The organism is Paraburkholderia sp. 40 (assembly GCF_050434105.1).
GTDB lineage: Bacteria > Pseudomonadota > Gammaproteobacteria > Burkholderiales > Burkholderiaceae > Paraburkholderia > Paraburkholderia tuberum.
Genome location: NZ_JBNPVY010000004.1, coordinates 472,625 through 498,519 on the forward strand (window position 1 = coordinate 472,625; position 25,895 = coordinate 498,519).

Annotated in this window: 23 protein-coding genes, 1 tRNA gene and 1 pseudogene; 13 read left to right on the forward strand and 12 right to left on the reverse strand. The window is 61.8% G+C overall.

Going from position 1 to position 25,895, the window contains the following annotated elements; translation table 11 throughout:
- Nucleotides 1-4: 4 nt before the first annotated feature.
- Genes OKW28_RS23850 through bufB form a run of 3 tightly spaced genes read right to left on the reverse strand, consistent with a single transcriptional unit; the run spans nt 5 to nt 2,395 of the window.
- Nucleotides 5-769 (reverse strand): 3',5'-cyclic-nucleotide phosphodiesterase, encoded by a 765-nt coding sequence (locus OKW28_RS23850; RefSeq protein WP_429449437.1) that lies wholly within the window; start codon nt 767-769, stop codon nt 5-7.
- The gene (locus OKW28_RS23855; protein ID WP_429449439.1) at nt 766-1,551 is read right to left on the reverse strand and encodes a DNA-binding domain-containing protein; all 786 of its coding nucleotides are present in this window, start codon (nt 1,549-1,551) and stop codon (nt 766-768) included. The genes OKW28_RS23850 and OKW28_RS23855 overlap by 4 nt, the downstream gene beginning before the upstream one ends.
- The gene (gene bufB, locus OKW28_RS23860) at nt 1,535-2,395 is read right to left on the reverse strand and encodes an MNIO family bufferin maturase (protein WP_429449441.1); all 861 of its coding nucleotides are present in this window, start codon (nt 2,393-2,395) and stop codon (nt 1,535-1,537) included. Before bufB ends, OKW28_RS23855 begins: the two co-directional genes overlap by 17 nt.
- A 279-nt stretch (nt 2,396-2,674) precedes the next feature.
- On the opposite strand from bufB, the gene OKW28_RS23865 reads away from it, so the two are divergent.
- The 6 genes from OKW28_RS23865 (at nt 2,675) to OKW28_RS23890 (ending at nt 7,950) form a co-directional block, all read left to right on the forward strand.
- Nucleotides 2,675-3,955, forward strand: coding sequence for a PAS domain-containing protein (locus tag OKW28_RS23865; RefSeq protein WP_429449443.1), 1,281 nt, complete (start codon nt 2,675-2,677; stop codon nt 3,953-3,955).
- Nucleotides 3,956-4,235: 280 nt separating this feature from the next.
- A complete protein-coding gene (locus OKW28_RS23870; protein WP_429449445.1) occupies nt 4,236-4,565 on the forward strand; it encodes a hypothetical protein in 330 nt (109 codons plus the stop codon).
- A gap of 384 nt (nt 4,566-4,949) precedes the next feature.
- On the forward strand, nt 4,950-5,342 hold the full coding sequence (locus OKW28_RS23875) for a thioredoxin family protein (protein ID WP_429449447.1): 393 nt from the start codon (nt 4,950-4,952) through the stop codon (nt 5,340-5,342).
- A gap of 2 nt (nt 5,343-5,344) precedes the next feature.
- Nucleotides 5,345-6,073 carry a cytochrome c biogenesis CcdA family protein gene (locus OKW28_RS23880; RefSeq protein ID WP_429449449.1) on the forward strand — a complete coding sequence of 243 codons (729 nt, stop codon included), beginning with the start codon at nt 5,345-5,347 and terminating at the stop codon, nt 6,071-6,073.
- A 78-nt stretch (nt 6,074-6,151) separates the two neighbouring features.
- Complete coding sequence (locus OKW28_RS23885) at nt 6,152-6,865, forward strand: hypothetical protein (protein ID WP_429449451.1); 714 nt, start codon at nt 6,152-6,154, stop codon at nt 6,863-6,865.
- Nucleotides 6,865-7,950 carry a 3-oxoacyl-ACP synthase III family protein gene (locus OKW28_RS23890; RefSeq protein WP_429449452.1) on the forward strand — a complete coding sequence of 362 codons (1,086 nt, stop codon included), beginning with the start codon at nt 6,865-6,867 and terminating at the stop codon, nt 7,948-7,950. Before OKW28_RS23885 ends, OKW28_RS23890 begins: the two co-directional genes overlap by 1 nt.
- 618 nt (nt 7,951-8,568) lie before the next feature.
- Here the strand turns inward: OKW28_RS23890 and OKW28_RS23895 are convergent.
- From OKW28_RS23895 to OKW28_RS23905, 3 genes are all read right to left on the reverse strand, one after another.
- Nucleotides 8,569-10,188, reverse strand: coding sequence for a hypothetical protein (locus tag OKW28_RS23895; RefSeq protein WP_429449454.1), 1,620 nt, complete (start codon nt 10,186-10,188; stop codon nt 8,569-8,571).
- Between the two features lie 1,163 nt (nt 10,189-11,351).
- Nucleotides 11,352-12,560, reverse strand: a complete 1,209-nt coding sequence (locus tag OKW28_RS23900) for a tyrosine-type recombinase/integrase (protein ID WP_429449457.1) — start codon at nt 12,558-12,560, stop codon at nt 11,352-11,354.
- Nucleotides 12,561-12,712: 152 nt separating this feature from the next.
- A tRNA-Leu gene (locus tag OKW28_RS23905) sits at nt 12,713-12,799 on the reverse strand.
- A 414-nt stretch (nt 12,800-13,213) separates the two neighbouring features.
- Here OKW28_RS23905 and rnr point away from each other — a divergent pair.
- A pseudogene (gene rnr / locus OKW28_RS23910) lies at nt 13,214-15,698 on the forward strand (ribonuclease R).
- A 132-nt stretch (nt 15,699-15,830) separates the two neighbouring features.
- Nucleotides 15,831-16,574, forward strand: a complete 744-nt coding sequence (gene rlmB / locus OKW28_RS23915) for a 23S rRNA (guanosine(2251)-2'-O)-methyltransferase RlmB (RefSeq protein ID WP_184029367.1) — start codon at nt 15,831-15,833, stop codon at nt 16,572-16,574.
- A gap of 93 nt (nt 16,575-16,667) precedes the next feature.
- On the opposite strand, the gene OKW28_RS23920 is transcribed toward rlmB, so the two are convergent.
- Nucleotides 16,668-16,916, reverse strand: a complete 249-nt coding sequence (locus OKW28_RS23920; protein ID WP_429449459.1) for a contact-dependent growth inhibition system immunity protein — start codon at nt 16,914-16,916, stop codon at nt 16,668-16,670.
- 87 nt (nt 16,917-17,003) lie between these two features.
- On the opposite strand from OKW28_RS23920, the gene OKW28_RS23925 reads away from it, so the two are divergent.
- Nucleotides 17,004-18,254, forward strand: a complete 1,251-nt coding sequence (locus OKW28_RS23925; protein WP_184073972.1) for an IS256 family transposase — start codon at nt 17,004-17,006, stop codon at nt 18,252-18,254.
- A gap of 165 nt (nt 18,255-18,419) precedes the next feature.
- On the opposite strand, the gene OKW28_RS23930 is transcribed toward OKW28_RS23925, so the two are convergent.
- Both OKW28_RS23930 and OKW28_RS23935 read right to left on the reverse strand, forming a co-directional pair.
- On the reverse strand, nt 18,420-18,683 hold the full coding sequence (locus OKW28_RS23930; RefSeq protein WP_429449461.1) for a contact-dependent growth inhibition system immunity protein: 264 nt from the start codon (nt 18,681-18,683) through the stop codon (nt 18,420-18,422).
- A complete protein-coding gene (locus OKW28_RS23935; protein WP_429449463.1) occupies nt 18,652-19,284 on the reverse strand; it encodes an RNase A-like domain-containing protein in 633 nt (210 codons plus the stop codon). The genes OKW28_RS23930 and OKW28_RS23935 overlap by 32 nt, the downstream gene beginning before the upstream one ends.
- Before the next feature lie 206 nt (nt 19,285-19,490).
- Between OKW28_RS23935 and rpiA the strand changes: the two genes are divergently transcribed.
- A complete protein-coding gene (gene rpiA / locus OKW28_RS23940) occupies nt 19,491-20,186 on the forward strand; it encodes a ribose-5-phosphate isomerase RpiA (protein WP_429449465.1) in 696 nt (231 codons plus the stop codon).
- A gap of 49 nt (nt 20,187-20,235) precedes the next feature.
- On the opposite strand, the gene OKW28_RS23945 is transcribed toward rpiA, so the two are convergent.
- Complete coding sequence (locus tag OKW28_RS23945; protein WP_429449467.1) at nt 20,236-20,478, reverse strand: hypothetical protein; 243 nt, start codon at nt 20,476-20,478, stop codon at nt 20,236-20,238.
- 356 nt (nt 20,479-20,834) lie between these two features.
- On the opposite strand from OKW28_RS23945, the gene OKW28_RS23950 reads away from it, so the two are divergent.
- A complete protein-coding gene (locus tag OKW28_RS23950; RefSeq protein WP_429449468.1) occupies nt 20,835-22,064 on the forward strand; it encodes a glycosyltransferase family 4 protein in 1,230 nt (409 codons plus the stop codon).
- Between the two features lie 494 nt (nt 22,065-22,558).
- Entirely contained in the window at nt 22,559-22,981 is a 423-nt protein-coding gene (locus OKW28_RS23955; RefSeq protein ID WP_429449470.1) for a helix-turn-helix domain-containing protein, read from the forward strand.
- A 276-nt stretch (nt 22,982-23,257) separates the two neighbouring features.
- On the opposite strand, the gene OKW28_RS23960 is transcribed toward OKW28_RS23955, so the two are convergent.
- Complete coding sequence (locus tag OKW28_RS23960; protein ID WP_429449472.1) at nt 23,258-24,643, reverse strand: undecaprenyl-phosphate glucose phosphotransferase; 1,386 nt, start codon at nt 24,641-24,643, stop codon at nt 23,258-23,260.
- A 36-nt stretch (nt 24,644-24,679) separates the two neighbouring features.
- On the reverse strand, nt 24,680-25,414 hold the full coding sequence (locus OKW28_RS23965) for a Crp/Fnr family transcriptional regulator (RefSeq protein ID WP_184044020.1): 735 nt from the start codon (nt 25,412-25,414) through the stop codon (nt 24,680-24,682).
- Between the two features lie 315 nt (nt 25,415-25,729).
- Between OKW28_RS23965 and OKW28_RS23970 the strand changes: the two genes are divergently transcribed.
- Complete coding sequence (locus OKW28_RS23970) at nt 25,730-25,879, forward strand: hypothetical protein (protein ID WP_429449474.1); 150 nt, start codon at nt 25,730-25,732, stop codon at nt 25,877-25,879.
- The last annotated feature ends 16 nt before the right edge of the window (nt 25,880-25,895 follow it).

The following is a 25,895-nucleotide window of genomic DNA, read 5'->3' on the forward strand; positions in this document are numbered from 1 at the left end:
TCTCTCAGAACTCGAATACTTGTCCTTCCCGCAGCGCTTTCGGCAAGAATCGTCCAGCCACGTCCGTCACTTGTATTATCGTGACGGCGCGATCGCTCGGCTTCAGATGCGTGATGTAGACTTCAGCGGGAACCCGCAGCTTGGCCAGTTCGTCCGCGAGCAGGCTCGGGCACAAGTGCTGGGAGACGACGGCGAAGTCGTAGTCGCGTTGGCAAAATGCGGTTTCGATGATCAGGTAGCGCAAGTTGCCGATCGCGTTGATCGCTTCCCATAGATCGTCGTCTGGGCCGGAATCGCCGGTGAAAACGACGCTCGCAGCACCGCTGTCGATCTGATAGCCGACGGCGGGCACTATATGGCTTGCGGGCAACGGCGTGATCGCCCGTTGTCCAACCCGTACAGTTTCTCCGCAAGCGATCTCGCAGCACTGCACGAAGGGGCGATCAGGGTGTGGCAATTGCGTCAAATCGGGCCATAGAAGATTGTTGAACACGTGGGCCCGTAGCGTGTCAAGTGTTTGCCTGAGGCCATAGATCTTCAGAGGCGTTTCGCGCAGACGGCCGACTGCATCGGCGATAAACGGAACCGAACACACATGGTCAAGATGGCTGTGCGTGAGAAACACGGCTTCGATGCGCGACAGCGCCTCGATCGACAGATCGCCCACGCCCGTTCCCGCATCGATCAGTACGTCGTCGTCGAGAAGCATAGCCGTGGTGCGCAGGCCGGCGCCAATGCCGCCGCTGCAACCCAGCACGGTCAGCCTCATGATGAGGCGTTCCCTGCGTCGAAGTCGACAATCGTCGCTTCCAGGATGTGCTGCTGTATGAACGCTCCCAACTGGAATCCACTATCGACGAGCAGGGCGTCGTCGTATGCCTTTTCAACGGTTGCGCCTGCGTGCAGCGTCTGCAGCATTGTGAACGCCGCTGGTTCGAGCGGCCGCGCTTCGACCGCGAAATTGCGGCGCCGGATCAACAGGAATTCGCCTCCGCTATCTGCGTTCAAAGATTCGGAGCCGGTGGCCATCGGCTGATTGACGCACCAGATGCGTGACACTGGAAAGCGTGACGCAAGCAGACGGCAAGCGGGATTCAGCATGAAGCGCAGCGTCGTGCAGTCGGTTTGCACGATGCGGGCAAGACGGCTGATTGCGAGTGGCGGGCAGTCAGCGGCATGAAAGACCTCGTGCATTGCCCACTCCAGTTTTGCGGTGTCGAAAAGGTATGGCAGCGATGCCGCGGGAGCGAAGCCGGCCAGAAACGTTGCAAAGGTGGCACCGAACCGATGCACGTCACCGCTCGTCGAAGGATGCTCGCTGATATACCGGTCGGCGGCGTAATCAAAGAAGCGCTCGCCGACCAGCCGTTCGATGACCGGGAAGACCTCACGCAACACTTCCCTCAGGTTGTAGTACATGTTGTGGAAATAGACATCCAGCCGTTCATCGACCGGGGCGCCGCCTGTCTGCACATGTTCCCGCATGCGGGATGCGTCCTGATCGACGATCGCCGCGGCAAAGTCGAGTTGAAGTTCACGCAGAGACGGCATGTTCGTCTCCGAGGATGGCGCTGGCCTTGCCGGCCTCGTCGAGCAGGACAGCGAGCTCGGGAATATCTGTATCCCATTCGATCAGCGTCGGCACCGCGCCGAAACGCTTTGCCGCGCGTCGATAAAGCCTCCACACCGGCTCGGCCACACGCTGCCCGTGTGTATCGATCAGCAGGTCGTGGACGCGGTCAAAACCCGCCAGATGGATTTCCTTTACTGCGTGAACCGGCATCGCCTCGAGATAACGCAGAGGATCGATCCCGTGATTCACTGCGTTGACGTGGACATTGTTGACGTCGAGGAGAATCCCGCAGTCCGTGCGCGCCGCAAGCTCAGTGACGAACTCGTGCTCCGGGATAGTCGAGTGACGAAAGCGGATGTAGCTCGATACGTTCTCGACAAGAATCTGCCGCCCCAGATAATCCTGGGCTTCGTGAACATGCTCACACAGCACAGCGAGCGCTTCCTCCGTATAAGGCAGCGGCAGCAGGTCGTTCAGGAAACGTCCGGCGACTACTCCCCAGCTCAGGTGCTCCGACACGAGCCCGGGCTCGAAGCGCTCGACAAGCACGCGCAAGCGCCTGAGGTGGTCCCTGTCGAGGTGATCGGTCGTGCCGAGGCATAAGCCGACCCCGTGCAGGCTCAGTGGATAGGCATCGCGGATCCGCTGGAGGTAGTGCAGCGGCTGGCCGCCGTCGCCGAAATAGTTTTCGCTATGTACTTCCATCCATCCGATTGCCGGCCGCTCGGACAAGATCTGCCGATAATGCGGCGCGCGAAGTCCGATGCCGACCCGACACGGAATCTCAGCAGGCACTTCAAATCGGCTATTTAGCGGTTGCATCAGAAAATCCCGTCGCTGGGTTGGCTCGCTCCCGTGTACTTTCGCCTATAAAAATCACAAAATGATCACGCCGGTGTAGTGTTTGTGTCGCGTTCGGCGACATCGGGCCGCACGGCTGGCCAATGCACCCCGTCAAAGAATTGCGGCGGGCTCTCACGGAGTAGCCATGACGCCCCAGGCGCGCCGCTCCCAGGCTGCATCCCGCACCGCTTGAATCGAAGTATTCGGGTATCACCGCCATCGTCTTTCGACGTGCGGTTTTCTGTCCAGGAATTGCATATGGACCTCAAACGAAAGCTGCTGCTTCCGATAGCAATTTGTGGATTGCTCATGCTGGTTTATCTGGCGGTGGGCTGGGTGCCTGGCGCGGCAACGATCGCGACTCGGACAGGCGTGCTGGTCGTCGTTGCCGCTGGCCTGGCAGTGCTCCTCGCAGCCGCCAGCCTGGCCATCGACGCATACGTGCGGCGCCCGTTGAGCGCGATCGTCCAGGCATATTCAAACGAGAGCGAAACAAAAACGCTTGCTGGCCCGATGCCTCACGCGTCCGATGAGATTGAACAGGTCCGGATGGCGCTCGGCTCACTCCATGACAAGGCAGCAAATCTCGAGCGGACGCTGGAACTCGGGACAGAGCAGCGCAGACAGATTGACGTCGCGCTCAGGTCCAGCGAAGAGCGCTACGCGCTCGCGATGCGCACTTCCGACGATGGCCTTTGGGAGTGGAATCTTCAGACCAACGATTTCTTCCTGTCGCCTCGCTGGAAGGGCATGCTCGGCTACGACGATGACGAACTGCCGAATACGAGGCAGGCGTGGTTGCAGCGTATTCATCCGGCCGACGTTTCGTCAGTCGAGGCGGCGCTGAAGTCTTACCTGGACGGCGCGACGCCGCGCTATGAACAACAGTTGCGGCTCTTGCACAAGGACGGCCACTACCGCTGGGTGAACTCGCTCGGCAGCGTGATCCGCCACGCGAACGGCCGGGCGTCGCGCCTCATCGCACTCGACACGGACGTGACGCGCGTGAGGCGGATCGAAAATGTCCTTCAGCATATCGTTGAGGGAACCTCGGGCACATGCGGTGAGGATTTTTTCCGTACGCTGGTGCGTCACTTCGCAGGAGCGCTCGATGTGTCATGCGCGTTCGTCACCGAGTGCACTGACTGGCCGCCGAAGAGCGTCCATACGCTCGCATTCTGGTTTCAGGACGGCTTCCGCGAGAACTTCGAGTTTGAACTGGCGGGTACACCTTGCGAGGCGGTCTTCAGCCTGCAACTGCCCGCGTTTCACCCGAAAGGGGTCGGCAAGCTATTTCCGCGTGACGAAAAGTTCGAGAGCTACTATGGACTTCCAATCTTCAACAGCGAGCGGCAGGTCATCGGCCACATGGCCTTCTTCGACGAAAAGGAAATGAAGGAAGAGGATATGGTGATGGATTCCGTCTATTCGATCTTCACTGCGCGCGCCGCCGTGGAAATCGAGCGCAAGACAGTCCTGGACCGCTTGGCACGGACCTATGCCACCAGCGCTGGCAGCTCCGCGGCAATCACCCGGTAAGAGCTTCGCCTCGTCTTCCCCCTCCGGTATTCGTGATGAACACGTGATCTTTCTTTGATCGTCACGTGAATTTCGTCGGCCAGAATATCCCTCAGAAGTGCGGGTTCAATGAAGGTGCCAGCGTGCGTCGAACAGGCTATTGATGCGTCTGCTCGCCGTTGCGAAGGCTGTGCAATTCCGGCACTTCAAAATCGGGGCTGCCGTGTCGTTTGCCGGCAGCGTCATTTGATACGGAGTCCGGGCATGAATCACACATGTTTGCCGAAGCGCAAATGGATTCATGCCTTCACAGCTGATTGGAGTTTCCATGCTTACGATACGCAAATTGATGATGTGTGCGGCGGTGCCGCTTGTCCTCGCGTTTGGCGCGACTGCGAATGCGCAGGGCGTCGGCGGCAATGAGATGTATGTTGCCCCGTCCGGCACGGAGGTCGTCATCGCGATGGACAAGTTAGCGCCCGGGCAGCGCGACCAGGTCGTACAGATCAAGACAAGGATGATGCAGATGGAGATGGAGCATCGCGAAGCCATCATGCAGGTCGATACGAAGTATCAGCGATCGATAATGGAAATGCAGATGCAGTTGTTAAGCCTATACAGAGGGCATTGAGGCCGTCGGAAAGGAGCGCGCTCGCAATACTAAGGCTTCGTTTGATGGCAGCATCATTCGATAAGAAGTCCATTGTTCACAGGCGCTTTCTTGAGAACGACGGCTCATATCGCATTTCAGAGAATAGGAACGAAAAAGGACGATCACCCCGCTTTGCGACGATCGTCTTTCCTTCGCAAAGATATTTTTATCGCCCGCCTGTCATTGCGGCCGTTGTCCGCCGACTTAACCGTACCGCCGTCGCGACAAGACGTTCGCCGCACGGCATTTAGGGCATGAATGGCTGAATCGGTCGACTCCGTACCCCGCGTGATTCACAGCGATAGTGGTTCGCTCGCATGCGTGACGCCAACGGAGCCAGTCATCGATCTACAGGAGAATCCGATGAAGCTGACTTCACGTGTCGCACTGGCAGTGTGCACTGCCATTTCGGTCGCAGCCCCCGCGCATGCAGCCGACTTTCGTGAGTTCGAAAGCAGCGCGTTCGCTGCTGCACAGGCCGCCGGCGAACCAGTGCTGATCGACGTGCAAGCCTGGTGGTGTCCAGTCTGCGCATCGCAAAACCGCACGATCAAGAAGATCGTCGCCTCGCCACGCTATGACAAGCTGGTCGTCTTTCAACTCAACTACGACAAGCAAAAGGATGAATGGAGGCGCCTTGGCGTTTCGAAGCAGGGCACCTTGATCGCGTATCGCGGGCAGACCGAGACCGGCAGGCTGGCGTTTCAGACCAACTCCGAGAAGATCGAGGCGTTGCTCGATAGTGCGGTGCATTGATCATGGTGGCCTTTCTCAACCTGTTGTCGCTCGGTTATGCAGCGGGCGCGCTGACGATACTTTCGCCGTGCGTGCTGCCACTGGTGCCGATCGTGCTCGGCAGCGCGGCCCAGAACAACCGTTGGGGACCTCTCGCGCTGGCCGTGGGGCTGGTGGTGTCGTTCACGTCGGTCGCGCTGGCGGTGGCGATTGCAGGCGTGTCGAGCGGGATCGACGCGGACGTCGTGCGGATAACCGGCGCGGTCGTGATCGTGCTGGCCGGCCTCGCGATGCTGTTCAAACGCACAACTGCGGCGTTCGGCCGGATCCTCGCGCCCGTCGCTGCGTGGGCGAGCCGCAGCCAGACGCATCTCGAAAGCTATGGCGTGCTGGGCCAGGCCGCGATCGGCGCGTTGCTCGGCGTCGTATGGAGTCCCTGTGTCGGCCCGACGCTCGGAGCGGCGACCGCGCTCGCGAGTGCAGGGCATGACGTCGGCGTGGCCGCGCTGACCATCCTGGCGTTCGGGACCGGCATCGCGACGATGCTGGTGGTCATTGCACTGGCTGCGCGCGGCTTCGTGCCGCGCTGGCGCGAAGCGCTGATACGCGTCGGCGGCAACGGCAATCGCATCTTCGGCGGCCTGCTGATCGCGTTGGGGCTGCTGATCATCACCGGTCTCGACCACCAGTTCGAAGTGCTGGTGCTCGCCGTCTCGCCGGACTGGCTGACGGACTTGACCACCCGCTTGTAGTGCACACGGCCTGGCGTGCTCATTGCGTCCGCAGTCGAGCATGCCGCCAAGTGCGATTGGACTGAGGCGCAATTGGCTATGGCAATTCTCGACAATGAAGCCCATACCGCCGCGGCACCTGCATGTTTTACGGTGCCGCAGCGGCCACCCCGCTCGCGCAGCGCAGACGTCACGGCGCCTCGGCTCGATGAACGGACCGCGCGGGCGCTCGCCGACGTGTTGCCGCTGCTCCGCTGTGGAGAGGAAGCGGCCACCCTTGCATTCGGTCGGCTTGCGGACCGCGCGGATGTGGACCCTGCGCAACGCGCCGAGGCGGCCGCGCTGCACATGATCGAAGCCGAAGAGCGCGTGCATGATGCGCTGCTGCAGCAACTGTGCGAGCGGCTGCCGCAATCGGCTGACGGTGCCGCGCTGCGCAGCGCGGCACGGAGTTTTCATCTGCGCATGTTCGCGCGCGATCAGACACTGCATCTTGCGCGGATCGCTGCGGTCGATGCGGCGGTCTGTACGGTTTTGTCGCGGCTCACGTCGCCGCGCACGGCTCTCGCGCAGGATCCGGCGCTGGTGCAACTGTTTCACAGGATCCGTCGCGACGAGGCGCGCCACGTCGCGGTGACGCGTACCATCGTGAGCAAGCGCGGCAGCGCCGAACGGCTGCGTAGTTCGGGCGCCGCTGCGCGCGAGGCGCTCGCGGCGTTGCTGAGCCTGCGCGGTGCGACGTTCGACCTGTTGCGCGTCGACCCCGACGCGCTAATTCGCGACGTGGCGCGCTTGCCTGGAGGGTTGCTTTAATGGACGGCGCGCACGACACGAAGCGCAATGCGTATGCGCGCGGCAGCGTAACGGTGCTCGGCACAGGTTTCGCGCTGCCCGGTGCGCCGCTTGACAACCGCTGCCTGTTCGAGCGGGTCGGCGCGCTTGCGCCCGGCCTCAGCGCACGTGCGATGATCGCGACCGCGCGCCGCCTTTCGATCGACACGCGCCACGTCAGCCGCGCATTCCGGGCGCGCGCCGAGGCGCCACTTCCCGGCGCTCGCAACCCGGAACTTGCCGCGCGCGCCGTGCGTCGCGCACTGGACGAGGCCGGGCTCGATCCCGGCGAACTTGGCTATCTGATCGGTCACACGGCGACGCCCGCGCAACCGCTGCCGTCGAATATCGCGCTGGTCGCGGACGAATTGGACTACATGGGCCCGCATGTCGAGTTGCGCCAGGCGTGTACCGGGTTCGCGAACGCGTTGCTGATCGCGTTCGGGATGCTCGCCTATCCCGATGCGCGGCCGGTCGCGATCGTAGGCTCGGAGACCGGTTCGCTGTTCTTCGATCCGGCTTCTGCGACGCACGATCGTGGTCAGCGCGTGAACCTTGCGCAGATGGGCGATGCTGCGGCGGCGGTCGTGCTCGGGCCGGCCCGGCCCGGCGCATCGCGACTGCGTGCCGTGTGGTTCGGCGCACTCGGCCTGCACAGGGCTCCGGGGCTCGAGATGCGCGCGCTCGGCGCGGATTATTCCGCGCCGAGCGCGTTGCCGCTCGCGTTCGTTCACGACTATAAGCGGATCGCGGAGACGGGCACGGTGCTGTTCGACGCAGGGGTTGCGGCGGCGGAGAAGCAGGGTGTTGCGCTGGATGAGGTCGACTGGATCATTCCGCATCAGACGAGCGGGCGTATTGGCGTGCAACTGGCAGCTCATTTCGACGTGCCATCTGACAAGGTGTTTGTAAATGCCGACCGGGTCGGCAATACTGGCTCGGCTGCAATCTGGCTCGCGCTCGCGCAACTGCGCGAGCGCGGCCTCGCGTCGGGTACACGTGTGCTCGCGCTTGGAGCGGAAGCTACCAAGTATATGCATGGCGGCTTTTTGTACGAGCAGGGGTGAGGTTGGAGACCACGCCAAAGTGAGGGCTCTATGCTGCGAGCACTGGATACCATCGCTCGAAGCATTGCCTCGCGGATCACGTGCGCAACATGGATAGCCTGAGGTCCGAACTCCCTAGCTCAGCGGGTGCAACCGGCCATTTCCGGTCGCTCGACCGCGCTTTCACGTGGGCATTCGAACGTCTGGTCCGCACCGGATACTGTTGAAAAAGTCGCTGACCTTCTCTCTCGAGAGGTGTTCAGGGGTCTTTTTGCCCTTGACCGGCAAGCGCGCGCGGCCTGTAGGCCGATCTGAGAGGTCGATTTTCTCGCGGGAGAGCTGAAAAAGCCACGCAGCGACTTTTTCAACAGTACCTACCGGACAACGGATCGTCGCGTGTCGATGAATACCAGCGCGTCGGCGGCCACAGGATAATTCGAGCTGGATTCACGTGGCGGGAATTCGAAGCGACCGGGCGGCATTCTCACATGAGCACACTCAATGAGACGCAGCCTCGATTCGGGCAGGCGATTGCCGAAGCGGCGTGCCCCTCGGGAAAGAAGCTGAACGAAAGAACGGCCAGGAAATTCCCGGCCACCCTCCCGTCAAGCCAGGACCGTCATACGGCCCATGCCGGCTTCAGTGCGTCGGCGTGAACGAAACGCCGCGCAGCACTTCCGCAAACCCTGCACTACGCACCGTGACGAACTGTTCCTGGGCGGCGCCCGCAGCGGTCGTGTTCTTCAGCAAATCGCGGATTGCCACCAGCTTGTTCGGGTCCGCGCCTGTGTCGCCGTTGCCGCTGACGGTCGACGTGATCGCCCACAGCATTACAGTGCCGTCGCTCTCGACAGTGCCCGTCAGGTTACGCAGGCCGTCGGTTGCCGGTGCCCACGGCAGACCCGTTGCCACGTTCGATCCGGTCGGATAGCCGTTCACCGTGTACTGTTGGCCGAGGCTCAGGCCTTTCTGCAACGTGTACGCCAGCGTCCAACTCTTCGTCCCCGCGTTGTACACCCACTTCTGCAGGCCAGCGAGCGGCTGCGCGGCTGCATGCGTGTACAGGTCCGAACCGCCCGCGTAGCCGTCGCCTTCGTCCGCCACGTACAGCGTGTTCTTATCCGCGAACCACAGGCCGAACGGGTAGTGCGTCGGGTTCGCCGACTTGTTCGGCGTGGTCGGGAAGCCGGCGAGCACGCACATGTTGCTCGGAAGGCCGTTGGTTTGCAGCGTCGCGGCGCTAAACGTGAGCGGCCTGGTCGGCAGCGTCGCGTTCGGGGCCGGCACGCCCACGCCCGACAGGCATGCGGTCCCCGTCGTATCGAGGAAATACACGGTGTTCACGCCGTTGCTGCCGCTGCCCTTCGTGTAGTACAGCACGTTGTTGTAGATCGTCAGACCGCGGAAATTGTCGTCCTTGCCGATCTTGTCGGCCTTTGCACCGAGTTCGGTAACGGAAAAGCTGCCGACGGGCGTCGGCGTGCCCGGCGTTTGCTGTGCTTCGTGCTGGCTCGATGTGTCGAGCACCTGCGCGCCAGCGCCAAGCACGATGCCGTTCGGCTGCGGGTTCCCGCCATTGCCTGCGTTGCCAGCCGTGTAGATGATGTTCTGGCCGTTGCTGTCGTTCAGGATCGCGGCACGGCCGTTGTTGCCGCTGTACGCGTTGGTTTCCGTGAACTTGAACTGGCCGTTCTCATCAACACGCGCCACTGCGCGATAGACGTTCTGGCCGACCGGGTTGGTCGGATCGACCGCGCCCGGCGTGTTCGAGTTAGACGCATCGATCATGTCGACCGGAGCGACGTAACCCATGAACGTCAGGTACTTGCCGTCCGTCGACAGATTCAGCGCCATTTCCGACTTCGACGTGAAGCTCGTCACCATCTGGTCGCCACCCTGGCCCGGATGCACGCTGTTCGGCACCTCAAGCGTGTTGACGAGTTCGCCGCGCGGCGTGATCTGGTCGAGGTAGGCTCGCGCAGTGATGCCGAAGCTCGGGTCATAGATCACGTTGTTCCACACGTACGGATAGGTACCGTCGTTCGGCGCGCCGGTCGCTGCCGAGCAGCCGCTTTGCGTGGTTGCGCAGCCCGGCGGCAGCACCGTGCCGGTTTGAACGTTGCTCGACAGATTGCTATAAACACTGCGGCTGACGACCAGGTTGCCGGGCTCGAACTCGCGTGCATGGGCCGCTTGTGTCGCCATGCTGGCGGCGATCAGGGTGAGGGCAGTCGCGGGTCGCAGGAAAATTGTTTGCATGTACAGACTCCGAATGTTTTGAAGAAATCGGTTGAGTTTTCTGGCTCTCTGCATGGCACAACGTGGGTACGACTGCTGTGACTTTAGCTATGCTTAATGAAAGAATGATTGCCGCAACCTTCCAAACTTATAGATCTGGCTAACTGACAGGTTGAGTCGGCAACGAGATTGAGCGCCAGGGCACACTGTCGACGTAGATTTGACTGCGGCCCTTCAGCGTCGTGTAGTACGAGGGACAGCGCTGGGTTGCGAGTTACGGACTGCGTCCCTTGGGAAGTTCAAGCAGCGCATGCCCCGAGCACGAGGCGGCCCCCGTCCAGGCGTATACGCTGGTTAGGGAGCCGATGATCGTTTGCAGCCTGTACCGGTCGATCGGGCCTACCTGTGTCCACCGTCCCTTGAGGGTCGGGTGCCGTCCTCTGGCTGGGCGAAAGTTGTCATTCGAAGTGACAGGTCGCCCAACGACCGCAGAGCAATCTATAGCGACCCTTGGCTGACGATCGGCCCAATGACCGCATTGGCCGAACTCCAGTCTCCCTGTGCGAGTAGACGAATGGCCGTTGTACCTTGAAAGCCGACGTGGAGCGCGCCGGGACGACGGCCCGCCATGGAGGCGAACTCCGACTCAGCCCGACGCGTGCTAGCGTGTCCTGATCGGCTCTGAGAATCGCGCGGGCTCCCCGATGCGGGGTTTCGCGATACGCACAATTGCCCTTGACATGAGTTTGATCGCGCCTGCTGAAGATTGAGACACTTGCCAGTCGTGGTTGCGCAGCATCTTCCGGTCGAGCGGCCGCTGCGCTGCGCTCGCCGGGGTTGCAGCACGGTTTGCATCGTTTCCGGTCGGTAACATGGCCGCAGTTGGGATCATGGCTTCTATTCCTGAAGAAGTCGGCATTCGGATGCCCTGTGTTCGCGATGTTTGAAGGAAAGTGCGCGTGGATTCTCTGTTGCAGTCTGTCCAGAGCTGAAAACTGCCGACTGGATTTTTCGGTATGGCTGACGGTATCGTCACTCCCGACCGGCCGGAGAAGCCGTATACACAAGGGTCCCCGTCACCGATTGACGATCGAGTGGGGAGGGTGCCCAAGACGAGCGAGAAGTTATTGAATGAGAATGGGCGGTGCTCCAAGTAGCGATGGCATCGTCATCGCTCGGCTCAATTACGGCTTCGCGTTGCAGAGCCGGTCAATGTAATCAGCCCACTCTTGCATCACGCGGCGACGGTCATCGTCGAACGTTGTCCTGTCATATGCCTTCTGCACGTCCCCTCGTTTTGCGTGCGCGAGTTGTGCCTCCAGAATGTCAATGTCGATGCCTAGCCGCTCCCTGCCCACGGTGCGTAGCATGCCGCGGAATCCGTGAGTTGCATGCTTTCCCTGGAAGCCCATCTCGCGCAATGCCTTGCTTAAGGCATCCCGGTGCAAATGCGGCGTCTTCTGGCGCGCGGGTGAGGGGAACATGTAGTGTCCGCGGCCGGTCAGAGCCTCGAGCTCCTCGAGTAACTCAACCGCTTGCTTCGGCAGTGGCACGATGTGCTCGTGTTGCATCTTCATCCGGCCGGCCGGGACGTGCCATTCGGCCACATCGAGATCCATTTCATCCCAAGGTGCGGCAGCGACTACCCCGGGGCGCAGGCCGGTAAGCATGGTCAATTTCAGGGCGGCCCGTGTGATCGGCGACTTGTAGCTGTTAATGGCTTGTACAAGCGGCGCGATCTCGGCAGGTTTCGTGATTGCCGGGATGTGGCCTTTCTTGTGCCGCGGGATCACGCCGCGCAGCGACAGCGGAACACCGTCTTCTCTTAGACCGTGTTGTATTGCGTAGGTCACGATGCCGCCGACGTACTGCCGCGCCTTCGTGGCGAGGTTCGGCGCGTGCGCCGCAATCGCTTCCAGCACGGGTTTTACCTCGGGCGTAGCCAGCGTCGCGATCGGCTTGTTGCCAAGCGCCGGACTCAGGTACTCGCGCACCACGAACTCGGCCTTCCGGTAGGTCTCGTCGGCCCACTCCTTGCGTTTGAATGCGAGCCACTTCTGTGCCACGAGCTGAAACGCGCCTTCGGCTGCGCGCTTTCGCGCCGCTGACTCGGCTCTCCGGTGCTCGACGGGATCGGTGCCTTCGCGTACGAGGTTGCGCGCGATGGTGGCCGCTTTACGTGCATCCACGAGCGAGATGTCAGGGTAGGGACCGAGGCTGAGGAAGTTTTCCTTGCCGGTGCCCGGTCGCCGATATCGCAACAGCCACGTCCGGGTACCGGTTGGCCGGACTCGGAGTGCAAGGCCATTGCCATCAGCGAGCAGGTAAGGTTGCGCGCGCGGCTTGGCGGCGCGGAAGACCAATTCCGACTTCGAATCGACGCGTCTGGGCATGGAAAAGCCCCCGAATCTGGTATACGCAAGAGTATACGTAAAAATGATCGACGTCAGCGGAACGTAACGGCGCTGCAGGCAACAAAAAACCCCGTAAGACGTTGATCTTACGGGGTTTCTCGGACTACTACGGCTTACGCCGGAACAACTGATGGTGCCCAAGAGAGGACTCGAACCTCCACAGTGTTGCCACCGCTAGGACCTGAACCTAGTGCGTCTACCAATTTCGCCACCTGGGCAGATGATGAACAGCAAAGAGCGCCATTATAACGTCAGGTCCCGACCTGTCAAGCGATTTGCCGAACGCGATTCAACCTCGCGGCGAGCCCGGCGCACTATGCGTCCCAACCACCGCCGCAGGCCCGCGTGGTGCCCGACACGGGTGTTAGAATGCCTCGCAGTAGTTCGTTGGCACGATGCACATCCGGCGTCCCGACGCGAGTGTCGACATGCGATCAGGCGGACGCGCGTCGGCTGGCGTCGAACGAGCCGGACCCAGGCAGTTTCCGGTGCAAATCGCAGTGGAGCAGAAGAGCAGAAAGCAGCAGGTGCAATGACCGAGCCAGCGCAGCCGCCGTGCAGATGCAGCCGAGCGCGACTGCGCGCAATACGCAAACGCCTTCCAGGCCGGATCACATCGCCGACCGACGTCCATGCAACGAGAAAAAATCATCGACAAGCCCTTGAGCAAATTTCCGTATCCGATTCCAAGCCGCGAAGAAATCCTCGGCGTGCTGCGCACGAGTGAAATGCCGCTTGCCGCGAACGACATCGCCGAAGCCCTGTCGATCAAGCGCCAGGAGCGCGAAGGATTTTTCAAGCGTCTCGGCGCAATGGAGCGCGACGGCCAGATCCGGCTCGATCAGCGCAATCTCTATCAACTGACCCATCCGTCGAACTTCGTCGCGGGCCGCGTCCAGGGCCATCGCGACGGCTACGGTTTCCTGATTCGCGACGACGGCCAGGACGACCTGTTCCTGCCCAACGGCGAGATGCAGAAGGTCATGCACAACGACCGCGTGCTCGCGCGCATCGTCGGCTATGACCGGCGCGGGCGGCCGGAAGGGCACATCGTCGAGGTCACCGACCGCGCGAACAAGCGCGTGATCGGCCGTCTGCTCAACGAGAACGGCGCGCTGATCGTCGCGCCCGAAGACAAGCGCATCGGCCACGACATCCTGATCACGCAGAACACCCGCAAGGCGAAAGTTGGCCAGGTCGTGGTGGTCGAACTGACCGATTTTCCGAGCCGTCATTCGCAGCCGCTCGGCCGCGTGGTCGAAGTGCTGGGCGATATCGACGACCCTGGCATGGAAATCGAAATCGCGGTGCGCAAGTACGGCGTGCCGCACGAGTTCGGCGAGGCCGCGCTGGCCGAAGCGGCGAAGCTGCCCGACGAAGTGCGCCCGGTCGACATTCGCCATCGCGTCGATCTGCGCGACGTGCCGCTCGTCACGATCGACGGCGAGGACGCGCGCGACTTTGACGACGCCGTCTATTGCGAGCCGGTGCAGGTGGGCCGCGGCGACGGCTTCCGCCTGATCGTCGCAATCGCGGACGTGTCGCATTACGTGCTTCCGCAAAGCGGGCTCGATACCGACGCGATCGAGCGCAGCACGTCGGTGTATTTCCCGCGCCGCGTGATCCCGATGCTGCCGGAGAAGCTGTCGAACGGACTGTGCTCGCTGAATCCGCAAGTCGACCGCTGCGTGCTCGTGTGCGACATGATCGTCACCGCGCGTGGCGACGTGAAGGCGTATCAGTTCTATCCGGGCGTCATGCATTCGGCCGCGCGGCTCACCTACACCGAAGTCGCCGCGGTGCTGAAAAACACCAAAGGCCCGGAAGCGACCCGCCGCGCCGCGTTGCTGCCGCAACTGCAGAATCTGTATGGCGTCTACAAGGCGCTGTTCGCGGCGCGTCAGAAGCGCGGCGCGATCGACTTCGATACGACGGAGACGTACATCGTCTGCAACGCGCAGGGCAAGATCGAGCAGATCGTGCCGCGCACGCGCAACGATGCGCACAAGCTGATCGAGGAATGCATGCTGGCCGCGAACGTGTGCGCGGCGGACTTCCTCAAGCGCAACAAGCATCCGGGCCTGTTCCGCGTGCATGCGGGCCCGAGCGCGGAAAAGCTCGAGAACCTGCGTACCTTCCTGCGCGGCATGGGCCTGACGCTCGGCGGCGGCGACACGCCGCACGCGAGCGACTACGCCGCACTGATGGCGCAGATCCGCGACCGGCCCGACGCCTCGATGCTGCAGACGATGCTGCTGCGCTCGATGCAGCAGGCGGTCTACAGCCCCGACAACATCGGCCACTTTGGCCTCGCCTACGAGGCCTACGCGCACTTCACGAGCCCGATCCGCCGTTACCCCGACCTGCTCACGCATCGCGCGATCTACGCGATCCTGCAGGGCCGCAAGTATCAGCCGCAGCCGCCGCACGGCGTCGAGCTCAATACCGCACTGTCGCCGCGCGCCCGCGCGATGCAACAGGCCGACGAGGAAAAGCGCGGCGCTCGCGGGCGCGCGAACAACGTGGCGATCTGGGAAGAACTTGGGCTGCACTGCTCGGCGAACGAGCGCCGCGCGGACGAAGCATCGCGCGATGTCGAAGCGTGGCTCAAGTGCTATTTCATGCGCGACAAGCTCGGCGAAGAGTACGGCGGCATGGTCAACGGAGTCACGTCGTTTGGTATTTTCGTGCAGCTCGATTCGCTGTTCATCGAAGGCCTCGTGCATGTGACCGAACTCGGCTCCGACTACTTCCAGTACGACGAGATCAAGAACGAGCTGCGGGGCGAGCGCACGCGGCATTCGCTACCGGCTGTCGGATCGCGTGCGCGTGCAGGTGAGCCGCGTCGATCTCGACGCGCGCAAGATCGACTTCCGCCTTGTGCGCGATACGCCGATCAAGCCGCCTTTGACACGCGGTATCGCGGCGGACAAGGGAGAAGGCGCTGGCCCGCGCGTGCGCGTGATGCCGCCGGTGGAAAGTGGCGCGTCGGTGCCGGGTCCGCGGCGCAAGAAGGCCGCGCCCGCGCAGAGCGCGGCGGTCAAGGAAGCGCGCGTGGCGAGGAAGCACGGTGTCGCGACCAAGGCGGCGTCGAAGCAGGCACGCAAGAAGCGCTGAGGCTTTCACAGCGCCGGGACCGCGCGCAGCGGGCACGTGAGCACGTGCCGGTTGCGCGCGGTCTGCCTTTTGGTTTCATATTCATCACAGTGGCGCGCGTTGAATGCGCGCCCCATCAAAGGTTGTTCAGTCATGGCACGTCATAAGGTCTTATACGGTTTCCACGCAGTGACCGCGCGTATCCGGCACGATGCGTCGACGGTCGAGGATGTCTATTACGACGCGACGCGCAAGGACCGTCGTATGACCGAATTCCTGCATGCCGCGAAGGACGCGGGCGTGCGTCTGATCGCCGCCGACGAAACGCGTCTGTGGGGCCTCGCGCGCACGGAACGTCATCAGGGCGTGGTCGCGCGCGCGGGCGATCTGCCGCTTGCGCAGAATCTCGCCGAACTGCTCGACGGCATCAGCGGCTCGCCGCTGATCCTCGTGCTCGACGGCGTGACCGATCCGCACAATCTCGGCGCCTGCCTGCGCGTCGCCGACGCGGCCGGCGCCCACGCGGTGATCGCGCCGCGCGATCGCGCGGTGGGACTGAACGCGACCGCCGCGAAAGTCGCGAGCGGCGCGGCCGACACGGTCCCGTACATCACGGTCACGAATCTGGCGCGCGCGCTGCGCGAACTGAAGGACGCGGGTGTCTGGGTGGTCGGCACGGCCGACGACGCGCAGAAGAGTGTCTACGAAACGGAACTCGACGGGCCGGTGGCGCTCGTGATGGGGGCCGAAGGCGAGGGCATGCGACGCCTGACGCGTGAAACCTGCGATGTCGTCATGAACATTCCGATGGCGGGGACGGTGGAGAGTTTGAATGTATCCGTGGCTAGCGGAGTGTGTCTGTTCGAGGCTGTGCGGCAGCGGGCGGTGAAGAAGTAGTTTTTCTGTCGTCGTTCTTGTTGTTGGCCGATTGTTGGCGCCCGGAACGCAGTGGTGGTTCCGGGCGTTTTGCTTTGAGTGCGGAAAATACAGCTATTTGCGCAGGAGGCACTTTAGTTCATCAAGAAAGGACTTCGTCGTGTAGCCCCACAATTTGGGGCAAAAGCCAGTGTCGTATTCCCTTTCGAAAGCGGGATCAAGTTGCATCGGGTGCGCATTCATGAATAGATCAATTTCGCCGATCAATTCTGTCCCTCTTGTAGCACGCGATGATTTTCCGGGATGGTGTTTCCCCACAGATCGAAGTCCTTGGTTGAAATAGGCACCGAACGGTTCGTACATCCGTGGGTGGCGATCTGATCGCAGAGGGTGTAAAAATTTTTGTGTAAACGGTCATTTGGCAGGAAACTGTCAGCAACAGGAGCACAGATGACCGTAGCGAAACGCAACAAAAGAGAAAAACCCGATCCTGAACTCGTCAAGCTGGCAGACAGCCTGCTGGCGAACTACCAGAAGCCGGAAGATCTGATAGGCGAGAACGGGTTGCTCAAGCAGCTCACGAAGATGCTGGTGGAGCGAGCGCTTGAGACGGAGATGTCCGAGCACCTGGGCCATGGCAAGAGCGAAGCGGTGACTAATGCCACTGGCAACACCCGGAATGGGCATAGCGCCAAGACGCTGCAGGGGGAATTTGGCGAGTTGCCGCTCAACATCCCGCGCGACCGTCAGGGGGCGTTCGAGCCGAAGCTGGTGGAGCGCCATCAGACGCGCTGGACGGGCTTCGACGACAAGATCATTTCGCTGTATGCGCGTGGCCTGAGCGTGCGCGAGATCCAGGGGCACCTGGAAGAAATGTACGGCACGGAGGTCTCGCCCACGCTCATCTCGGCGGTCACCGACGCCGTCAGCGAGGAGGTGAAGGTCTGGCAAGGCCGTGCGCTCGATGCGCTTTACCCGATCGTCTATCTCGACTGCATCCACGTCAAGGTGCGCGACAGCGGCGCGGTGCGCACCAAGGCAGTGTACCTGGCCATCGGCGTGAACATGACCGGTCACAAGGAGGTTCTGGGACTGTGGATTGCCCAGACCGAGGGTGCCAAGTTCTGGTTGCAGGTGGTCACTGAGCTGAAGACGCGCGGCGTGCAGGACATTTTTATCGCCTGCGTCGACGGGCTCAAAGGTTTCCCTGAAGCCATTGAAGCGGTCTATCCGAAGGCGGCCGTGCAACTGTGCATCGTGCATATGGTGCGCAACAGCCTGAACTTCGTGCCGTGGAAAATACAGCAGGAAGTCGCCGCCGATCTGAAGACGATCTACACTTCATCGACCGTAGAGCTGGCCGAGCAGATGCTCGGCGTCTTCGAGGCCAGGTGGGACAAGGACTACCCTTCCATCGGGCAGAGCTGGCGGCGCAACTGGGCACGCGTGATTCCGTTCTTCGATTACCCGCCGGAAATCAGGAAGGTGATTTACACCACGAATGCCATAGAATCGATCAACATGAGTCTGCGCAAAGTAATCAAGACCCGCAGCTCGTTTCCGACCGATGAGGCCGTGACCAAGCTGTTTTACCTGGCGCTGAACAACATCAGCAAGAAGTGGACGATGCCTATCCGCGACTGGAAAGCGGCCCTGAACCGCTTCACAATCCAGTTCGAAGAGCGGCTAGTGCCGGGTTAAACCTCAACCCGTTTACACAAAATTCCGGACACCCCCTGATCGCATGACTCGTCTTCACTGAGTGATGAGAATTCTCTTCAATTCCTCGAAGACCTGTCTTCACCAGGTGAAGACTCAGACGTCCTTCTTTCAGAAAAATAAACCTGTTGCTGTTGCGCTCGGACACTACGTGGTGAGGATTTTTGCTAATTCATCAAGGAAGGAGCTGGTTGTGTATCCCCATAAGACGGGGTTGAAATCAAAGCCGTACGCATCATAAATTTTTTCATCGAGTTTTTCGCCTGCCTCCCTTCTGAATTTCTCTATTTCGGCTAGCGTATCCCGGATCTCTTCGGGCGAACTATCTCTCTCTCTCTTGAAGCAGGAGACTATCTCCTCCACAGTCTCTCCCCAAATGTCAGAGTCCTGATTGAGATAGCCACCAAGCAATGCATAAAATTGTGGGTACGACGTTTCGTCGATCCTGATGGAGAATCAAAAGGCGCGTCGGGTTTGACTGAGCCCAACTCCTGATCCTTGGCGTGTTGGAGTCCATCACCTTCGAGATCGCCCACTCCGCCGCCTGCAAATCCCGAAACGACGATACTACGTCTCTTTTCGGTTCCAACCTAAGCCTCTCCCGCAACTGCGCCTCAGTCCTCCCCACATGCTTCAATATCGTATGTCCGCCGATCAGGCTACCAGCTTCGGTCTCGTGCGCATCCAGACTAATCCGCCCCATCGTAATCCGCGCGACACGCGCGGCTTTGATCGAGCCGGCAAATCCGAACGGCACGACGATATCGAGCGACACGCCAATCTGGTTCGCCAGCTCCGAGCGGGCTTTCAGCGTCTCGGCAAGCTTCGTCGTGCTCTGCTGCGTCAGCGTGGCCGTCTCCTGGCCCGTCAACCCTGCGGCGACCTGCAGGCCACCCCATAGCCGGTTGGTCAGCATCTCCGTCTGGCTGATCGGTCCGCGCGTCAGTACGGCGGCCAGTTGCGGGGCACTGAGCACCGCGCGCACACCATCTTCATCGTATTGCTGCGACATTCCAGAATCATCTGCGGTCTCGCGGGCCTAAAAACTGGCAAGCGACCACAGCGGTATGAAATGGGCGATGGATGAATCCGGTGTCTCAATGTGTCCAATCGTGTCCGGCAAACAAGCGTGGTCCGCGGCACAAAGCCACCCAAACCCGGCCTTCTCCGCGCCACTCCGGTAAACTACGGGTTTTTCACGCTTTTCCCGCCTCTCCCATGACTCAAGACGAACTCAAGCAACTGGTCGGCCAGGCCGCCGCCGATTACGTGAATGCCAACGTGCCGCAAGGCTCGGTGATCGGCGTCGGCACGGGCTCCACCGCGAACTGCTTCATCGACGCGCTGGCCGCCACCAAATCCCGCTATCGCGGCGCGGTGTCGAGTTCGCTCGCCACCACCGCGCGTCTGCAATCGCACGGCTTCAAAGTGCTCGACCTGAATGAGATCGACTCGCTGCCGGTGTACGTCGACGGCGCCGACGAAATCGATCACAGCGGCGCGATGATCAAGGGCGGCGGCGGCGCGCTCACGCGCGAGAAGATCGTCGCGTCGGTGTCGGAAGTATTCGTCTGCATCGCGGATGCGAGCAAGGTCGTCGAGACGCTGGGCCATTTCCCGCTGCCAATCGAAGTCGTGCCGATGGCGCGCACCGCGATCGGCCGGCGCGTGACGGCGCTCGGCGGCGTGCCCGTCGTGCGTGTGACGAAGGAGGGTGTGCCGTTCATCACCGACAACGGCAACGAGATCATCGACGTGAAGGGCTTGAGCATCAGCGACCCGCGCACGCTCGAGGCGCATATCAACGCATGGCCCGGCGTCGTCACGGTTGGCCTGTTCGCGGGCCGCGGCGCGAATCTGTGCCTGCTCGGCACGGACACCGGCGTGCAAACGATGACGTACGGCCAGAATTGAGCGAATTGCGTTTCTGTTCGCTCTGACGCGTGTGAGCCGCTCCAACGGTTCACACGCGTTTTTTGTTGCGGTCGTGCCGCACGATCCCGCTTATACCGCCCGCCGCGGCGGTAATCGCGCGCACCTGGCGGAAAATGCCTGGCAGCGTGCGCAGACAATTAGCCGCCGATGCCCGCCGCGCGATGCCCGACACGCGCGCGTCGTCGATCAACCGCGCGCCAAGCGCTTCGAAGCGCACGCGCAACGGACCGTCCGACAGCAGTACCACTGCGTCGCGCGCCGTGCAGCGCACGGCGAATTCCCCCAGGGCGAACCCGGCCCTCCCAACTGAGTGCTCCGATCGCCAAACGGCACGCGAGGCACGCGAGGCACTGCGGCCGTCGACGTCGCTCGCCCGTCGCTCGCGCAGCGCTCCGATCGTAAAGGTGTGGGCTGGACTGGCGGGCAGGCGTGGGGGCGAAATGTTAGGCGTAGTGCACATACGAAAGCGCGGGAATGAAGCCGTGTTTTTGCAGACGCGAACGGACTCTCCGAATTACTCGCGTACTGTCGCACGTCGAATGTGGGCACGCGCACGCACAGGCAGGAGCGTGGCACATACACTCTTCTCTGAGGCCAGCTGGCGATTCGTGACAGATAGGACGGCATATGAAAGTGGCGATCGTGCACGATTGGCTGGTCGCTCCCGGCGGCGCCGAGAAAGTGCTCGGGCAGATCATCGAGTGCTTTCCCGACGCCGACGTTTTCAGCGTCGTCGATTTCCTCGAAGATCGCACGCCGCTTGCCGGTAAGCCGGTCACCACGTCGTTCATTCAAGGCCTGCCGTTTGCGCGCAGTCGTTATCGCGCCTATTTGCCCTTGATGCCGCTCGCCGTCGAACGGTTCGATCTGTCGAGCTATGACTTGATCATCACCAGTTCTTGCGCAGTCGCGAAGGGCGTATTGGTCGGCCCTCATCAGACGCACATCAGTTACGTGCACTCGCTGATGCGATATGCGTGGGATCTGCAGCATCAGTATCTGCGCGAAGCGAATCTGCTGCGCGGGCCGAAGTCGTGGGCCGCGCGGGTGTTGCTGCATTATCTGCGCGGCTGGGACGCGCAGTCGACGAATGGTGTCGATCGTCTGATCGCGAATTCGCATTCGGTCGCGCGGCGCATGATGAAAACCTATCGGCGCGATGCCGCGGTGATTCCACCGCCCGTCGATGTGAACGAATTCGAACTGCGCACCAAAAAAGATGATTTCTATCTGACCGTGTCGCGGATGGTGCCGCACCAACGCATCGATCTGATCGTCGAGACGTTCAACGCCACGCCGCAGCGCAAGCTGATCGCGATCGGCGACGGGCCGCAGATGGCGTCGATCCGCGCGAAGGCAGGACCGAACGTGACGGTCCTCGGCTATCAGCCATTCGGCGTACTGAAGGAGTATCTGGCGCGTGCGCGAGCCTTCGTGTGCGCCGCCGAGGAAGATTTCGGCATCGTGCCGCTCGAAGCGCAGGCCTGCGGCACGCCGGTCATCGCGTTCGCCAGGGGCGGGGCGCTCGAAACGGTAGTGCCGGTCGGCGACCCGCACCCGACCGGCGTTTTCTTCGCGCGTCAGACGGCGGTGTCAATGCTCGACGCGATCGACCGCTTCGAGCGCTTGAGCGCATACATCACGCCGGCGGCCTGTCGCGCGAATGCCGAGCGGTTTTCGGCTCAGGTGTTTCGGCGGGCGTTCATGGCCGAAGTCACGCGCACGATTGCGGCGGTCGCTCAGGGTCTGCCGGCGACGGAACTGGGGGAGCAGTTGAGGTGGGCGCAGCCCGATCTCGCGACCCGGGAACTCGGCATCGCCAACGACACGGCGCCGAAAAGCAGGTGGAGGCAATGAGGTGAGGGTCTTTCGCTGTTCTCGCCTCGTGGAGTTTTCGATAGGAGAGAAAGAGGTTTTCGTCGTCATGCAGTGATTTCGCAACGGGCAGTAACGAGCCGTTCTGACCAACGCGTCCGGGCGGCTCTTGGTGTGGGCGCGTCCGCTTCGCGCTTTGTGTCGGCAGCGCGTATCGCGTATCGCGCGATACGCGCCGCGCGTGCAATGCCAGCCGCGGCGGGCCATTGTCAAGCAGGCAGTATTGGACTTCAAAAAACGACATCGGGGTGCGCGCCACGCGCTGTGGGCGAGATATTCGCTGGCGCGGCATGCCTCGCGTGGCCATAACGACCTGAAGCAGACGTTCGCTATCGTGATCGCTGAATTTCCTCACTGCGAAGTTCGCCGTGCCGGCAATTCTGCGCGTAACGGCGATTCACTACAACAGGCAGTCGTCATTCGCGCGTCACCGATTAACGCGCCGACGGCTTTTGGACGAGGACGAATATAAACTCATGAATGCCGATCGCCTTCCGGGACCTTTTCCCGACATCTCCGCAACGTGGGCTGCGCTGAAGAGCCAGTTGCCGATCACGCCGATTCGCACCGAAGAGGATTATCACCAGATGGTGCGAGTCGCCAACTCCCTGTCCGATCATCTAAGCGGCCACGACAACGATCCGCTCGCCGATCTGCACGCGATTGTGACGGAACTGGTCGGTCACTGGCAAGCGCGCAACCTGACGATGCCAAAAGCGGAGCCGCGCGAGGTCCTGCGCCATCTGCTGATCACGCATGGTCTCAAGCAGAAGGATCTGGCCGGCATCGCGTCGCCGACCGTGGTCAGCGATATTCTCGCGGGGCGCCGCGCGATCAGCAAGAAAGTCGCCAAGGCGCTCGCGGTACGGTTTCAGACCGATGTCAGCGCGTTCCTGTAGAGGCGGTGCCACGCGGCGGACCCGTCCATGAAGTGGTCCGTCGCGGCTGCTCATCTTGCGTCAACGACGGCGGCTGTCGATCGGGCCGCCCGAGTTGGCGCTTCGATTCGCAGCGGCGTGTACGCGTTGTTGCGCGGTTGGGTGTTTTTCTCGAATGAAACGCAGGCGCATTCCGGCGATCCTTCAGCGCACCGCCTTCAGTACCCGCACTTCGTATGCGTCGCAGTGCCGGCACGATGACCGACACTCCCGGATGCGATTCCCTCGATGGCATGGTCAGAACGCGTTGCGGCCAACAAAGCCCTTGAAAATCGTGATGAAGACGATCTTCATGTCGAACCAGAACGACCAGTTCTGGATATAGAAGAGATCGAACTTCACGCGCGCTTCCATCTTCTCGACCTTGGTGGTCGCGCCGCGATAGCCGTTGACCTGGGCCCAGCCGGTGATGCCGGGCTTGATGCGGTAACGGTGCATGTAGCCGTATACCTGGTCCTTGTACAGATCATCGTGTTCGACCGCATGCGGACGCGGACCCACCACCGACATCTGACCGAGCAGCACGTTCAGAAACTGCGGCAACTCGTCGAGACTCGTGCGGCGCATGAAGCTGCCGAGCTTCGTCACGCGCAAGTCGTTGCGAGTCGCCTGCGTGATCTGGCCGCGCTCTTCCTGGTGCACGGTCATCGAGCGGAACTTGTAGATGGCGAACGGCAGGCCGTCGACGCCCTTGCGGATCTGCCGGAAAAACACCGGTCCCGGCGACGTGAGCTTGATGCCGATCGCGAGCACGACGAACACCGGCGCGAGCACGAAGAGCGCGAGCGCCGCGAACAGGCGGTCGAACATCAGCTTGGGCCACATCTGCGGCGACGAGAATGGCGTCGCGCTCAGATTCAGCGTCGGCAAACCGACGACATCGACGATCGCATGATTGAACAGCGACAGACTGCGCACGTCGGGAATGAAGCGCAGATTGACGAAGTCGTGTCTGAAGGTGCGCGTGAAGCGGTAGATCGTGTGTTCCTCGGAAAGGGGCAACGCAAGCCACACTTCGTTCACGCGTTCATTGCGCACCTTCGTCGCGAACGCTTCCAGATCCGTCAGCACGGGTAGGCGGGTCAGACGCGCGCCATACGCGTCGTGGCCTTGCACGCTGGTGTCGAACACGCACACCGGTTTGAAGCCCGCTTGCGGCGCATGCTCGAGATGCGCGAGCAGCGTGCGCGCAAACCCCGGTGCGCCGACGATCGCGACGGTGCGCGCGTTCATGCCGCGGCGACGTACGAAGCGCAGCACCACGTGCATGATGCAGCGTGTCGCGATGATCAACGCGCCCGAGATCAGCGTCGAGTAGCCGAGCCACAGGCGCGACACCGCATCCGTCCGATGCAGCGTGAATGCGAGCAGGAGCGCGGTCGCGACCACCATGAGCCACGCGGCGGCGATTCGCGCGAGCACCGGCGCGAGCGCCTTGCCGCGCCACGTCTCATAGACCCCGAAGCCCGGAAACAGCAACAGAACCAGCACACACTTGAACGCGATCAGAAGACGCTCGGTATCGGCGAACGCGATCGGCGCGGAGAAGCGCATCCAGTGGGCGAGCAGACCGCCTGCAATCACGAACAGTGCGTCGAGACATCGAGCAGTAATCCTGAACATAGGCAAATCGACCACGGTCATCGAGCCGCGTGCCGCTTATTCGACGGTCTCGGCCTGGCGCAGTCGCGGCAGCAGACGATCGAATTCGCGTTTCACGAGGCCGTAGCATTCGCACGCGCGGGCTTCGAGGCCCTTGCGGTCGAGCACCTTGATATGACCGCGGCTATGATGAATCAGGCCTTCGTCGTGCAGCTTGCCAGCCGCTTCGGTGATGCCTTCGCGGCGCACGCCGAGCATGTCGGCAATCAGCTGCTGCGTGACGGTCAGATCGTTCGACGCCACGCGGTCCACCTCGATCAGCAGCCAGCGGCACAGTTGCTTGTTGAGCGCGTGATGGCGATTGCACGCGGCGGTCTGCGCGACCTGGGTCAGAAGAGCGTGCATATACAGCAGCATCAGGCGGCGCAGAAAGTCGGACCGCGCGAACTGCTGCTTGAGCGCCTGTGCGCTCATCCGGTAGGCGAAGCCCGCGCATTGCACCTGTACGCGGTTCGGCATGGTTTCGCCGCCCGTGAGGACCGGCACGCCGGTCATGCCTTCGCGGCCGACCGCGGCGATCTCGACGGAGCTGCCGTCTTCCATCGTCGAGAGCATCGAGATGATCGCGGTGGTGGGGAAGTACACATGATGGATCCGTTGACCCGAGTCGCATAGCAGTTGCTCGGTGCGCAGATGAACCAGTTCGAGGTGGGGAGCTAGTGCCTGCCATTCGTGCGACGGCATTGCGCCCAGCAGATGGTTACCGTGCAAATCGGATTGAAGTGTCAACATGATCGGTCCTCGCATGAAAGTCGCGCCTCGCGCGACTCTCTCCGTTTATTTGATCCGATGCCCGCATCCTCGGAAGTGGGCTGCCCGGCGGGCAGCCAGGATGAACGGCATCGGCCCCGTTTTAGGCCTGTCTGCCACCGCCTCTGTTGTTGCGCTCGTGTGCGGTGACACTCTGTTGCGTCAAGGTAGTAGCGAGGACCGTGCCAACGTTAGGGAAAACGCCTGCTGATGCGGCGCAGCGAAGAAACCAGGAGCGTGTCGGGAGAGTAAAAGCGGCTTTTTGTTTCAGTTCTGCACACCCCCGCCGGATGGGGAATGCATCGTATGAAAGCTTTGGGTTTGGGCGAATCCCTTGATATCAAAGGCTTCACGGCCAAAAACTGGGGTGCTGTCGAAGCTGTCTCAGATTTGAACCTGGCGCCGCATGCACGTTTTGAAGCGCTCCTCGTGAAGTGCCGGAAATGATTCAGAAGTGTTAAAT